The following is a 13,180-nucleotide window of genomic DNA, read 5'->3' on the forward strand; positions in this document are numbered from 1 at the left end:
ACCGTGGCGGTTTCTACCTATTCCTAGTTGTCGAGAAGTTTTCCTTCACCGTTCCAGCTGTACAGCTTACGGATCTCTTTACCAACCTGCTCTGACGGATGCTCTGCAGCAAGTTTTCTCATTGCCTTGAAGTGAGCCTGTCCACCTGCCGGAGACATATCCAGAAGGAAATCTTTTGCAAAAGTACCATCCTGAATGTCTCTCAGGATCTGTTTCATTGCTTTCTTGGTATCCTCGGTAATGATCTTCGGTCCGGTAATGTAATCACCATACTCTGCAGTATTGGAGATGGAATATCTCATTCCTTCGAATCCTGACTGATAGATCAGATCAACGATCAGTTTCATCTCATGGATACACTCAAAGTATGCATTTCTCGGATCATATCCAGCCTCAACAAGAGTCTCAAATCCAGCCTGCATCAGTGCACATACACCACCGCAGAGAACTGCCTGCTCACCGAACAGGTCGGTCTCGGTCTCAGTACGGAAGGTAGTCTCCAGAATACCTGCTCTTGCTCCACCGATTGCCAGACCATATGCCAGAGCTTTCTCCAGAGCTTTACCGGATGCATCCTGATGAACAGCTACCAGACACGGAGTTCCTTTTCCTGCCTGATACTCACTTCTTACAGTATGTCCCGGTGCCTTCGGCGCGATCATGGTAACGTCTACATTCTTCGGCGGTACGATCTGATTGAAATGAATGTTGAAACCATGAGAGAACATCAGCATGTTACCCTCTTCCAGGTTCGGTTCGATATCTTTTTTGTACATAGCTGCCTGAAGCTCATCATTGATCAGGATCATGATGATGTCTGCTTTCTTAGCTGCCTCTGCTGCGGTATATACTTCAAATCCCTGCTCTTCAGCTCTTTTCCAGGATTTGCTTCCCTCATAAAGTCCGATAATCACATGGCATCCGGACTCCTTTGCATTTAATGCCTGTGCGTGACCCTGGCTGCCGTAACCGATAACTGCGATTGTCTGGCCTTCCAGAGCTGCAAGATTACAATCTTCCTGATAGTAAATCTTTGCCATTTTCTTTTCCTCCATCCTTTTGTGTGTTTGCTTTAGTCTTGCATAAAATCATAGTCTACCAGTTCACCGTTCTCGTCATAGATCTTAACGTCGAAGGTTCCTCTGGACAGTCCGGTAAGACCGGTACGTGCAAGTTCAAGAATCTCAACATCCTTGAGCATACGCAGGAAAGCGCTCAGTTTTGACTGGCTTCCTACCAGCTCGATTACAAGTGACTGTATAGAAACATCTACGATTTTAGCCCTGAAAATATCGGCAATGGAAATAATGTTCTGGCGGTTCTTCTCATCACAGAGAACCTTTACCAGAAGGAGCTCACGGCACACGGAATTATCCGGATCAAGTCTCTTAATATCCACCACATCTTCCAGCTTGTTCAGCTGTTTTTCGATCTGGTCAAGGATCTGCTGATCCCCTTTTGTCACAACCGTTGCCCTCGAATATCTGGGGTCCGCGGTAACGCCTACAGTCAGACTGTCAATGTTGTAGCCGCGGCGGCTGAACAATCCGGCAATTCTGCTCAATACACCGGAAGTATTATCCACCAGTATCGAAAATACTACTTTTTGCATGTATACCCCTGCTTTCTGTTGTTAATACCAAATATTTTAGCAATGATGATCATCTTTGTCAATTATTGTTCTGCTAAATCTGCCAAATATTTATCCAGCCAGGAAAATCTGGCATCAATATAGGACTCGATTTCTTTCGTGCTGTTCACATTCTCACTGTCCGGCCATTTCTCTGTATCCCTTGCAAATGCCCCGGAATCCGTAATATATGCCATCTGCTCCCGTGCATATGCTTTCCACCGTTCTTCTGTCAGAAAACTTTCACGCCATCTTTTCCATGTACGGAGCATATCTGTCGGAAGTGTGTCATCCAGCGCCTGCATATTGCGGAATACGTCTTCATTCAGCCATTTCGTTTTCAGTTCCGGATTAAATCGAATATTTTTAATGTCTTTATCTTCTCCCTGTTCGAAGTCATCTCCCCAGGAATAATTCTGATCCCACGGAATCCGCCGGATAACATATGTGCCGTCTTTATTCATGACCGTGCTGTAAATAATATTTTTGAACCGGTTATCCATACCTGCAATTACATTGTAATACAGATCAAAATCGATAAAATTCTGTCGGTCAATACAGCTATACAGCGTCTCCAGACTTCCTGTGGTGTCCAGTTCATAGGCATTATCCCAGAATGTCTGAAACGGAGTCCAGAGTCCGGACTCCCATGTTTTAGAAGCCTGACGGATATGAACTCCTCCGCACTCAAAGGACTGAGACGCTTCACTTTCCGCAAAAAGATCATCATTGGGACGTTCGTCAGAACCCACCTTGTAGATGATGTCCTTTGTTTTATCCAGGCCAAGAGACTTGTAATCCGTCGGTTCAACCAGCGTATAGAGTCCTCTGTACTCTCCGTTTACGATGAGTTCCAGATATTCCATCCGGCATCCGGTATCTGCTTTCGTCTGCGTCAGGTCCGCAATATTGTTCCAGAGTTCCGTTGAAAGCTTATCTCTCAGCTTGCTTCTGTCCGAATACAGCGCTTTCAGCTGCCAGCTGTCATCCTTTCTCATACCGAGAAGTGTTTCTTTTCTTTTTGTCGTTCCATCATTTTCCAGCAGTTCCAGCTTGTAACCGATCTTTTCAAACCGTTTGCTGGCATTTCCACGGATATTATAGTAAGCGCTGCTCTGCAGCGACCGATATTCCCCATCAGCTCCAAAAATCGGATCAAAAAGTGATATCTGTGTGCCTTCCGCTCCCATATCCCCATCTATTTTCATAACCGGCATACCGGTAAACAGTACCGTAAGTTCCGCATATTCCGTGTCAGAATACACCATACAGGAAAACAGATGCCTATCTTTCACTGCATCGTCAGTATTGTCAAATGCACTGTCCGGTTTCCACACGAGAGAGACTGGCTGTCCGTCAAGCAGCCCACCAAGCTCTCCACGAAAACCGCTCTCATCCATGTTTTTGGGAATATAGTATCTTTGCTCTGTCTCTTCCCAGGCTGCGGTTACAGCACCAATCTGGAGTTCCGCCCTGGTAAGATTCTGTACCGGCGTCCGGCTTTCCTTAATACTTTCATATACCTCTTCTTTTACCACCGGAACCGCCATTACAACATTCTTCTGTGCCTGCAGCTGGAATACAAGAAACAGAATAATTCCAACAACACTGAGTACCAGTGTAATTCCTTTTTTCATATTACAGACTCTTCTTTACATCTTCGATATATTCCGGAGTAGTACCACAGCATCCGCCAATAACAGAAGCGCCGCAGTCTCTCAGATGCAGCAGGTGTCTGGTAAACTCGTCTGAGCCCATACTGTACACTGCTTCACCCGTCTCCGTGATTGTGGGCATACCGGCATTGGGTTTTGCCACAATTGGAATGGATACTGTCTCATGAAGCTGACTGATGACTGCAGATAACTGATCCGGCCCAACCGAACAGTTGACGCCCACCGCAGCTGCCCCCATGGCTTCCATAGTCGCAGCTGCTTCAAATACGGTGCCGCCAAAATAAAGAGTGCCGTCTCCTTCACAGGTGAAGGAAATAATAAGTGGAAGATCACAAACCTCCCTTGCCGCATCACAGATCACAGTTGCTTCATCCTGGGACAACAGTGTCTCTGCCACCAGAAGATCAACTCCTGCTTCGACCAGCAGCGTAATCTGCTCCTTATAGATCTCCATCATACTGTCGTAAGTCATGGGTCCATAAGGCTCCAGTCCCTTTCCGGTCGTGGACATGTCACCGGCAATCAGTACCCGGTCTCCGACATTCTCTTTGGTCCGCTTTACCAGCTCCCGGTTCAGGATCTCCACATTTGCTTCCAGTCCCATACCTTTCAGAGTCTCTCTGTTCGCACCGAAGGTCGGAGCATAGATGACCATTGATCCGGCATCCGCATATTCTCTCTGCAGACGGGCAATCTCTTCCGGATGTTCATAGACCCACTGTTCTGTACTGACGCCTACCGGCATTCCCATCTTTCTCAAGCAGGAACCGGTTCCTCCATCCAGAATCACCGGTCCTTTCTCTTCTACTAATACACGAAATTCTTCTCTGGTCATTTTATTCTGCCTCAACTTTCCTTGTCTTTTTTCTTCTTTTTCTCCGGATCATGGCACAATACTTTCAAAATCAATGCTGCTCCTCCGAACATCAGCACCAGCATAATCAAATAATTATACAGACTGGTATAACGGAACACAAACTCTGTTCCCGCAATGACAGATGCCACAATCATCAAAAGTCCGGCTCCTGTCAGGAGTTTTGCGCCAAATGAATCGGTATTTACACAAATCCAGATTACGCCAACAATAAATGGCACTACCACTAAGCCACCGTTCAGCCGCATACCGCCAAGTCTTAGGCTATAAAATGCTGTATGTACCGCCACACTGGATAAGAACCAGTAACCACCAGATACTAACATTGCAAGTCCGATCAAAAACTGTGCCAAAGGATTTCCTTTCTGTTTCATATCATTCTCCTTCTTACATCAGTTTTTTTCCGCAGTTCGGACAGAATTTCATACCCTCTGTCTTTGTACCGCATTCCGGACAGAATTTGCATCCGCCTGCCGGGGCTGCCGTATTGCCGGAAGAAGCCGGGGCCGCCTGCTGCTGTGCCTGCTGACCTGCAAAATTCTGCTGCATCTGACCCGCCATCTGCTGGCCCATCATCATGCCCATGGCCATGCCTGCCATATCAGACGCCGTACGGCCGCCGCCATTTCCATTTGCCATGGCGTCCAGCATGGACATCTGCTGATAACGTCCCATGTCACCGACAACGCTCTGGGATGCGGTCTTGGTTACCATCTTCTGGATCTCTTCCGGATAGGTAAAGCTGGAAATATTAAAGACGGCAATGCTGATACCGATCCTCATCATCTCCATATCCAGATCTTCCTGAATTCCTTTTGCAATATCAAAAGAATTAGCCTGCAGGTTGAACATATCTTTGCCTTCCCGCACAATCCATTTCATCAGAAGCTGATCCAGCATGGAAGTAACACGCTCTTTCACATCATCGATAGTGAACTGCTGTTTCACACCTGCAATCTTCTCAATCAATGCCGCATGGTCGCTGATCTTGCAGCAGAAAGTTCCGAATGCACGAATGGGCATACCTGCAGGAAGTCCAGGTGCCGGAATGTTAATAGGATTCTTGGTACCCCATTTCACGGTCACTTCTTTGGTATTGATAAACAGCACTTCCGCGCGGATTCCGCTGTTAAAGCCAAATTTGAAGCCTTTTAAGGTAGACAGGAACGGGATAATCTCAGACTCGATGTCAAAGCTTCCCTCATCTGTAAAAATACCCTCTACTTTTCCGTTGTACAGGAAAATTGCATCCTGCCCCGGACGGATAATCAGGCGGCTGCCTTTTTTGATTTCCCGGTTGCTCCATTTCCAGAACAGCACATCATCTCTGTATTCTTCCCACTCTACCACATTGGCAAACTGATTTCCAAATAAACCCATATTCTATGATACCTCCTGTATCCATATGTATTCTGCAGGCGTCAATTCATCTGCCTCATATTCGCAGACCGTCTCAGTCTCATTCTTCTGCAGGCCATAATCTTCCTCGCCGCCAGATGTTGCCAGGAAGAACATACCAATAATTGCCAGTACCAGAAGGATTATCAATGTAATCTTCGCTACACTCTTCGGATACTCGCCCTTCACCCGCCCGGTCTGTCCATTAATCAGCACCGTATAGGTCTTGTTTTTATATCGATAAGCAGTGGAATAGACTGGAAGCAACACGTGCTTATAGGTTTCTGCATCATAATGCTCATCCATGCGAATACTTCGCACATGATCATAACGTCGCAACACATCCTGTTCAACCATACTGTAAAGGGCCGCACTCATTCTTGTTCTTGCCGCGAGGTGCGCATCCTTCAGATCCACTGTATAAATCTCCGAGCTGTATCCGGACAGATAATCCGGGGAATAAGCCGGAATATCCATGGTATTGAACGGCTCAATTCCCTCTATGAGACTTTCATCCAGATGATTGGATGCATGAATCAGCACATCATCAAAAAAATGATTGACATGGCCTGCTACCGGATACCAGTCTGTTACCACTTCCGTATAGGTCTTTCCGTCCTTGTCCTTTCGCGTTACCTGTCGGTCCCGTCCGCCTTCTGCGCGATAATTCACATCAGCGTCTGCATCAAATGTCCAGTAGGGAATATAGATGCCCTGCAGTTTATCCTGCTGATGCAGGTGCTTTAACTCTCCGGGAGCCAGCCATCTGCCTTTCATCCATTTGCGAAAACAGTCTCCCACTTTGTTTTTATCAATCTGGAAAGGGACAACACCATCCGGCCGGATAGCCGCAATCTGTTTATCTGCCAGTACAAAAGGTGTGCCGCAATACGGGCAGTCTTTTGCCGTGCTGGTTGCTTCCACTTCCACCATCGCTCCGCAGGATGGACACTGCATGGTGGATGATTTCTTTTCTCCTGCCTTCACCGTTCTTTTTGCATAATCTGTCAGCTTATGTTCCTTTACCGTCTGACGGTTTGCCTCAATTTTTTCTTCTGTCCCGCAGTTCGGACATTTCAAAGACTGAGTGGCCACATCAAATTCCATGACTCCACCACAGTTTTTACAATAGTAGATTTCTCCCACGGTTTTTCCTCTCGCGTTTTATTTCTGTACAGAAACTGCCGCAAAGACATTCTCTGCGGCAGTCTGATTCTTATAATCCCATTTTTGCTTTCAGTGCAGCCAGCTCATCATCCACTGCAGAGCCAGCTCCGTCATCATCATATTTTGCCGCAAGACTGTCAATGTCGTCTTCTTTTTCTGCATTCAGTTCAGCCATGGCATTGGCCTGATCCAGCATACGGTCTGCCTTTTCTTCCATCTTTGCAAATGCAGACATATTATTCTGTGCACCTGCTGCGGAGTTTCCAATCTTATTCAGTCTTTCCTGTGTCTTGGCAACTGCCATCTTCGCCTTGATCGCATCTTTTCTGGCATTCAAATCACTGATATCTTTTACCAGTTTATCATGCATCTCATGCATTTTCACAGCATTACTATGTGCAAGATCATAAGATTTCTGAAGTGCATCCTGTTTGGATGTGAGCTGCTGCTTTTTCTCCAGAAACTGGCGGGCGTCATTGTCATTTCCAGCCACAATGGCCTTTTCTGCGTAACGCTGCATCTTCGCAATCTCTTCATTACACTCATCCAGCTGGCGTTTGCATTTTGTCTCCTCTGCCATCACAGCTGCAGTTTCTGCTTTTACCTTTCCAAGATCACTTTCCAGATTACGCAGATACTGATCTACCATCTTCTCCGGATCCTCTGCCTTGTCCAGTAATGCATTCAAGTTCGCAGACATAATATCCCCAAATCTTTTCATAATTCCTGCCATTCCCTTGTCCTCCTTCATGTGAGTAAATTATTTATTTCCATGGCAGTTCCGGGTGCTCAATCTTCTTATCTCTGAGCATCAGGTCTGCCAGGGCTTCCCTTGCCGGTTTATCTTCAAACAGTACTTGATTGACTTCCTGTACAATCGGCATATCAATTCCATATTTTTCTGCCAGTGTCTTTGCTGCTTTTGCAGAATTGACACCTTCCACTACCATCTTCACTTCATCCATGGCTTCCTGCATCGTCTTCCCCTGACCGATGAGAATGCCTGCCCGCCGGTTCCGGCTGTGCATGGATGCACAGGTAACAATAAGATCACCGATTCCTGTCAGACCGTTAAAGGTCTCGATATGTCCACCCATGGCCACACCCAGACGGCTCATCTCCGCAATTCCTCTGGTGATCAGTGCTGCCTTGGTATTGTCCCCACAGCCAAGTCCATCTGCAGCTCCTGCCGCCAGCGCAATGACATTTTTCAATGCACCACCCAGTTCAATACCTAACATATCCGGACTGGTATAAACACGAAATACCTTATTCATAAAGAGATTCTGAATGTACTCCGCTGTCTCCCGGTCTTTTGCTCCTGCTACCACAGTGGTGGGAATGTCTCTTCCCACTTCTTCCGCATGGCTCGGTCCGGACAGGACTGCTGCCCGGCATTGTGGGATCTCCTGCGCAATCACATCTGTCAGGATCATCAGTGTACTTTCTTCAATTCCCTTGGACACATCCACAATAAGCTGTCCCGCTGCCACGTACGGCGCCATTTTTTTTGCCATGCTGCGGATGGACGGGGATGCCGTTGCCAGTACAAGAATATCTTTTCCCTCTACGGTCTGTTCCAGATCCGTAGTACATAGAATGTCATCCGGAAGTTTTACCCCCGGAAGCTTTGACTTGTTTTCCCGCTCTTCTCTGAGCATGCGGGATTCTTCTTCCCGTCTGGACCACAACGTCACTTCATGTCCGTTTTTGCTTAAGACTCTCGCCAGAGCTGTTCCCCAGCTTCCTGAGCCGATGACTCCTGCTTTTGCCATAGCTCAATCTCCTCTCCGCCAAAACCATTATTTTTTCTGAAAAATTTTATTTTCTGTTCCGCTTAACAGGCGTTTGATATTCGTTCTGTGACGATAAATGGCCATCAGGGAAAGTGCTGTACAGACCAGATAAAATTCCAGTAAATGTCCCTGACTCATTCCATAATACCCTCTCTGTCCAAGAACTGCAATATCAATGACCAGTTCAATGACTACCAAAATGGATCCCAGAGATACATATCTGGTCAGTCCTACTGTCAAAAGGAAGGTAACTGCCTCCAGAATCGTCACAATTGGTCCCAACGTCAGCACCAGTCCTGCTGTGCAGGCAATTCCTTTACCGCCGCGGAAACCAAGCTGTACCGGAAAATTATGTCCCAGAATAGCTCCGGCAGCAGCATACATACCAAGCAGCGGAAGCATATCACCATGTGTTCGTGCAAAAATAACTTTTACCAGAACAACAGCAAGCACTGTTTTTGCCACATCTCCCAGGAGTACGATCACTCCTGCTTTCTTTCCAAGGACACGAAGGGCATTGGTAGTTCCCGCATTACCACTTCCGTATTCCCGGATATCAATTCCGTTCATTTTTCCATAGATATACGCGGTCTGGAATATTCCGAACAGATATCCGATCGCCAGACATACGATGCGTTCCATATCAGTCTGATTCCTTTCTCTCACGTATAATGAATTTCAAAGAAGTGCCCTTAAATCCGAAGGACTCCCTGATCTTGTTCTCCAGATAACGAACGTAGGAGAAATGCATCAGCTCTTTATCATTGACAAAAATGACAAATGTAGGCGGTTTTACCGCTACCTGTGTCACATAGAAAATCTTCAGTCTCTTTCCTTTATCTGAAGGCGGCTGCTGCATGGCAACTGCTTCTGTCACGATCTCATTGAGCACACCGGTCTGTACTCGAAGCGTCTGATTTTCAATGACCATATCAATGGTCTCAAACAGTTTCGGGAGACGCTGTCCGCTGACTGCGGAGATAAATAAAATCTCTGCATATGGCATAAAAGAAAGGGTCTCTCTTACTTTTCTCGTAAATTCATAGATAGTCTTATCATTTTTCTCAATGGCATCCCATTTATTGACTGCAATAATGATACCCTTGCCTCTCTCGTGAGCAATTCCTGCAATTTTGGCATCCTGCTCAGTAACGCCTTCCTTCGCATCAATAACTACGACTACCACATCTGCACGCTCAACAGCAGTTACTGTACGGATAATGCTGTAGCGCTCCAGTTCTTCTTTAATCTTGTTCTTTCTTCTTAAACCTGCGGTGTCAATAAAAATATACTCTTTTCCATTCCAGCGGATATCCGTATCAATAGCATCACGGGTGGTGCCCGCGATATCAGAAACAATCACCCGATTATTTCCGGAAAGCTTATTGACGATAGAAGATTTTCCTACGTTCGGTTTTCCGACTATAGCAACCTTCGGTCTGTCATCCTCATCCTGTGCTTCTGCCTTCTCCGGGAAATGTTTGACTACTTCATCAAGCATGTCACCGATTCCCAGGCGGGAAGATGCGGATACTGGTACTGGATCACCGATTCCCAGATTATAAAACTCATAGACATCTGCCATGAATTTCTGGAAACTGTCTACTTTGTTCACAACCAGAATGACCGGTTTATGGGAACGGCGCAGCATATCTGCCACCTTGGAATCTGCATCCTGAAGTCCCTGGCGCACATCCACCAGAAAAATAATCACATCTGCCGTATCAATGGCAATCTGCGCCTGCTCTCTCATCTGAGACAGGATAATATCACTGCTGTCCGGCTCAATACCACCGGTATCAATCAGAGTAAACGCATGGTCAAGCCATGTAACGTCTGCATAAATACGGTCTCTGGTAACACCCGGCGTATCTTTGATAATGGAGATATTCTCTCCCGCCAGTGCATTAAAAAGGGTGGATTTTCCCACATTGGGACGCCCCACAATTGCTACTACTGGTTTACTCATTTCGTACCTCTTCTCTCTATTCGTTTAAAATACAATTTACAAAATCATTTCCGCTTGATTCTACTATGGATACTTTGATTTGTAAAGCAGTTTGTAACTGCTCAACAGTCATATCATCCAGGAATATCGGTTCATCGCTTTTGAGCATATTTATGGAAAGCAGCAGTTCTTCTCCCAGGTCTTTTCCCTTCAGCTGTTTCACCAGATCCTGCCCGGTCAGAAGCCCGGCAACCGTAATCTTCCCGCCAAAAAACTCATTTTTCACTGTAATGACCTGTACTTCCACACCTGGATATTTCTTCTGGATAGATGCCGCATGCTCCCGCAAGTACGGAGCTGCCAGTTCTCCTGTGGCAATGGTCACTCTCCTTTTACGGTCGTCTCCCGGAAGTTTCTTAAGATACGCATCCACTTCTTCTTTCAGAAGCCGTACCATACCGACACCATTTTCCAGCTGAAGATAGCCATCATACGTCGTTTCCTCCGGCATGGGCCGTTCTGCAAGAATATACCATTCATCTCCCGCATGAATAAAATGTGTTCCATATTCCTTTAGCAGTTTTTCCTGCCAGCTGTGGATCAGATCCAACACCTTGCAGGCATCCTCTTTGGTAAACGGTTCCAGCGGATACAGTCCATCACGATAACGGGTAAGCCCCACCGGTACTACCGATACACTCTGAAGCTCCGGCATCAGCGTTACCAGATCCCGGATCGAACGATCCAATTCCTCTCCATCGTTCACCCCACGACAAAGAACAATCTGGCCGTTCATCATAATGCCCGCTTCTTTGAGCCTTCGGACCTTGTCCATCACATCACCTGCAAACCGGTTGTGAAGCATTTTGCAGCGAAGTTCTGGATTGGTCGCCTGAAAGGAAATATTAATAGGGGAAAGTTTGTAATAGATAATTTTCTCCAGATCATGTTCGCTCATATTGGTGAGTGTCAGATAATTTCCCTGAAGGAAAGAAAGACGGGAATCATCATCCTTAAAGTAAAGAGTATCCCGCATGCCTTTGGGCAGCTGGTCGATAAAGCAGAACATGCACTTATTTCTGCAGGAACGGTAATCATCCATCAGACCGTTTTCAAATTCCATTCCCAGATCGTCTTCATATTCTTTTTCAATCTCCAGTTCCCACTCTTCGCCATCCGGCTTGCGGATCACAACGAGCACTTCTTCTTCATTCATCAGGTACCGATAGTCAAAGACATCTTCCGGTTCCTGTCCGTTGACCGATACCAGCACATCACCCGGTTCGATCTCCATTTCCTCGGCAATGCTGCCCGGAGTCACTGCACTAACAATATGTTCCATCTATAAATTCACCTTATCATAATATCTTTTTTCCTTTACTATACAGGATTTGCCTGCAAATTGCAACTGTATGGCTTGACGGTCTCTACAGAAAGATGATATAAATATAAGTAGTTATGCATATTTAAGACTGGAGGAACGTCATGTCCGAAAATTACTCATATGAAAAAATCCTTCCCATAGCACCATTAAAAATTGTGGCACTGGAGGGATGCCGTGATCTTGCAAAAGAGGTTGATAAATTTCTGGTAGATTTTCGCGAAAAAGGAAATCAGGAATTCCAGGATACACCAAACTTTCATGGTTATCACGAAGAAACTTATCTGTTAAAAAGCTCCTGCCCGCGTTTTGGAAGCGGTGAGGCAAAAGGTATCCTTTATGAATCCGTCCGCGGTGATGATCTTTTCATTCTCGCAGACGTTATGAACTACAGCCTGACCTACAAAGTGTGCGGACATGAAAATCATATGTCTCCGGATGACCATTATCAGGATATCAAACGAATCATCTCTGCGGCAAACGGAAAAGCAAGAAGAATCAACGTTGTCATGCCGTTCCTGTATGAAAGCAGACAGCACAAAAGAAGCCAGAGAGAATCCCTGGACTGTGCGTTTGCTCTTCAGGAGCTGATTGATATGGGTGTCTCCAACATCATCACATTCGATGCCCATGATCCCCGTGTCTGCAATGCGATTCCACTGTATGGTTTTGACAGTTTCAATCCTCCATATCAGTATATCAAAGCTCTGTCCCGTGCCGTTCCGGATCTGCAGATCGACAAAGACCATCTGATGGTCATCAGCCCGGATGAAGGGGCTATGGGACGTGCTGTGTATTTCGCCGGTGTCCTGGGTGTGGACATGGGTATGTTCTATAAACGCCGTGACTATTCCACAATTGTCAACGGCAAAAACCCCATCGTTGCCCATGAATTCCTTGGCGACGATCTCCATGGCAAAGATGTCATCATTATTGACGATATTATTTCTTCCGGCGAGAGCATGCTGGATGTTGCCCATCAGATCAAGGACCGTGGTGCCAACAGAGTCTTCGTCTGCGCGGCATTTGGTCTTTTCACAGACGGACTGGAAAAATTCGATGAATATCATGAGAAAGGTTATATCAGCAAAGTCATCACCACGAATCTGGTCTACCAGTCACCAGAACTGCTCTCCCGCCCTTATTACACGGAAGCCAATATGACCAAGTTTCTTGCAGCAATCATCGACTGTATCAACCACGATGTATCTACCGAACATGTCAATGATCCGACGGAACGTATTCAGAGACTGTTGAAGCGCATGAAATAATAAAATAGGAAAAGGCAGAACACTTCAAATATAAAGTGT

At 46.1% G+C, this 13,180-nt stretch carries 13 protein-coding genes; 1 reads left to right on the plus strand and 12 read right to left on the minus strand.

The features are described from left to right. Nucleotides 1-23: 23 nt before the first annotated feature. The 12 genes from ilvC to LKD36_RS13345 all read right to left on the minus strand — a co-directional run bounded on the left by ilvC (nt 24) and on the right by LKD36_RS13345 (nt 11,831). Nucleotides 24-1,040, minus strand: a complete 1,017-nt coding sequence (gene ilvC / locus LKD36_RS13290) for a ketol-acid reductoisomerase (RefSeq protein ID WP_308459863.1) — start codon at nt 1,038-1,040, stop codon at nt 24-26. 32 nt (nt 1,041-1,072) lie between these two features. Next, the gene (gene ilvN / locus LKD36_RS13295) at nt 1,073-1,612 is read right to left on the minus strand and encodes an acetolactate synthase small subunit (protein ID WP_118769879.1); all 540 of its coding nucleotides are present in this window, start codon (nt 1,610-1,612) and stop codon (nt 1,073-1,075) included. Between the two features lie 62 nt (nt 1,613-1,674). Then, nucleotides 1,675-3,267, minus strand: coding sequence for a CotH kinase family protein (locus tag LKD36_RS13300; protein WP_308459864.1), 1,593 nt, complete (start codon nt 3,265-3,267; stop codon nt 1,675-1,677). A 1-nt stretch (nt 3,268) separates the two neighbouring features. Further along, entirely contained in the window at nt 3,269-4,141 is an 873-nt protein-coding gene (locus LKD36_RS13305; protein WP_308459865.1) for a homocysteine S-methyltransferase family protein, read from the minus strand. 11 nt (nt 4,142-4,152) lie between these two features. After that, the gene (locus LKD36_RS13310; RefSeq protein WP_118769876.1) at nt 4,153-4,554 is read right to left on the minus strand and encodes a hypothetical protein; all 402 of its coding nucleotides are present in this window, start codon (nt 4,552-4,554) and stop codon (nt 4,153-4,155) included. A gap of 13 nt (nt 4,555-4,567) precedes the next feature. Continuing rightward, complete coding sequence (locus tag LKD36_RS13315; RefSeq protein WP_308459866.1) at nt 4,568-5,560, minus strand: SPFH domain-containing protein; 993 nt, start codon at nt 5,558-5,560, stop codon at nt 4,568-4,570. Between the two features lie 3 nt (nt 5,561-5,563). Next, complete coding sequence (locus LKD36_RS13320; RefSeq protein WP_308459867.1) at nt 5,564-6,724, minus strand: hypothetical protein; 1,161 nt, start codon at nt 6,722-6,724, stop codon at nt 5,564-5,566. 70 nt (nt 6,725-6,794) lie between these two features. Then, on the minus strand, nt 6,795-7,478 hold the full coding sequence (locus tag LKD36_RS13325) for a PspA/IM30 family protein (RefSeq protein ID WP_308459868.1): 684 nt from the start codon (nt 7,476-7,478) through the stop codon (nt 6,795-6,797). A 31-nt stretch (nt 7,479-7,509) separates the two neighbouring features. Next, nucleotides 7,510-8,520 carry an NAD(P)H-dependent glycerol-3-phosphate dehydrogenase gene (locus tag LKD36_RS13330; protein ID WP_118769873.1) on the minus strand — a complete coding sequence of 337 codons (1,011 nt, stop codon included), beginning with the start codon at nt 8,518-8,520 and terminating at the stop codon, nt 7,510-7,512. 27 nt (nt 8,521-8,547) lie between these two features. After that, the gene (gene plsY, locus LKD36_RS13335) at nt 8,548-9,183 is read right to left on the minus strand and encodes a glycerol-3-phosphate 1-O-acyltransferase PlsY (protein ID WP_118769872.1); all 636 of its coding nucleotides are present in this window, start codon (nt 9,181-9,183) and stop codon (nt 8,548-8,550) included. Between the two features lies 1 nt (nt 9,184). Beyond that, complete coding sequence (gene der / locus LKD36_RS13340) at nt 9,185-10,510, minus strand: ribosome biogenesis GTPase Der (RefSeq protein ID WP_308459869.1); 1,326 nt, start codon at nt 10,508-10,510, stop codon at nt 9,185-9,187. 16 nt (nt 10,511-10,526) lie between these two features. Next, nucleotides 10,527-11,831: a DUF512 domain-containing protein gene (locus LKD36_RS13345; RefSeq protein ID WP_308459870.1), complete on the minus strand. Its 1,305-nt coding sequence runs from the start codon at nt 11,829-11,831 to the stop codon at nt 10,527-10,529. Between the two features lie 143 nt (nt 11,832-11,974). Between LKD36_RS13345 and LKD36_RS13350 the strand changes: the two genes are divergently transcribed. Then, nucleotides 11,975-13,141, plus strand: coding sequence for a ribose-phosphate pyrophosphokinase (locus LKD36_RS13350; RefSeq protein ID WP_308459871.1), 1,167 nt, complete (start codon nt 11,975-11,977; stop codon nt 13,139-13,141). Nucleotides 13,142-13,180 lie beyond the last annotated feature (39 nt).

Source organism: Hominiventricola filiformis (assembly GCF_020686965.1).
In the GTDB taxonomy this organism is placed as follows: Bacteria; Bacillota; Clostridia; order Lachnospirales; family Lachnospiraceae; genus Hominiventricola; species Hominiventricola filiformis.

Coding starts and splice junctions, on each gene's coding strand:
- LKD36_RS13345 (WP_308459870.1), bottom strand. CDS start 11,831: ATGGAACATATTGTTAGTGCAGTGACTCCGGGCAGCATTGCCGAGGAA.
- LKD36_RS13330 (WP_118769873.1), bottom strand. CDS start 8,520: ATGGCAAAAGCAGGAGTCATCGGCTCAGGAAGCTGGGGAACAGCTCTG.
- LKD36_RS13305 (WP_308459865.1), bottom strand. CDS start 4,141: ATGACCAGAGAAGAATTTCGTGTATTAGTAGAAGAGAAAGGACCGGTG.
- ilvC (WP_308459863.1), bottom strand. CDS start 1,040: ATGGCAAAGATTTACTATCAGGAAGATTGTAATCTTGCAGCTCTGGAA.
- plsY (WP_118769872.1), bottom strand. CDS start 9,183: ATGGAACGCATCGTATGTCTGGCGATCGGATATCTGTTCGGAATATTC.
- LKD36_RS13315 (WP_308459866.1), bottom strand. CDS start 5,560: ATGGGTTTATTTGGAAATCAGTTTGCCAATGTGGTAGAGTGGGAAGAA.
- LKD36_RS13310 (WP_118769876.1), bottom strand. CDS start 4,554: ATGAAACAGAAAGGAAATCCTTTGGCACAGTTTTTGATCGGACTTGCA.
- ilvN (WP_118769879.1), bottom strand. CDS start 1,612: ATGCAAAAAGTAGTATTTTCGATACTGGTGGATAATACTTCCGGTGTA.
- LKD36_RS13325 (WP_308459868.1), bottom strand. CDS start 7,478: ATGGCAGGAATTATGAAAAGATTTGGGGATATTATGTCTGCGAACTTG.
- LKD36_RS13300 (WP_308459864.1), bottom strand. CDS start 3,267: ATGAAAAAAGGAATTACACTGGTACTCAGTGTTGTTGGAATTATTCTG.
- der (WP_308459869.1), bottom strand. CDS start 10,510: ATGAGTAAACCAGTAGTAGCAATTGTGGGGCGTCCCAATGTGGGAAAA.
- LKD36_RS13350 (WP_308459871.1), top strand. CDS start 11,975: ATGTCCGAAAATTACTCATATGAAAAAATCCTTCCCATAGCACCATTA.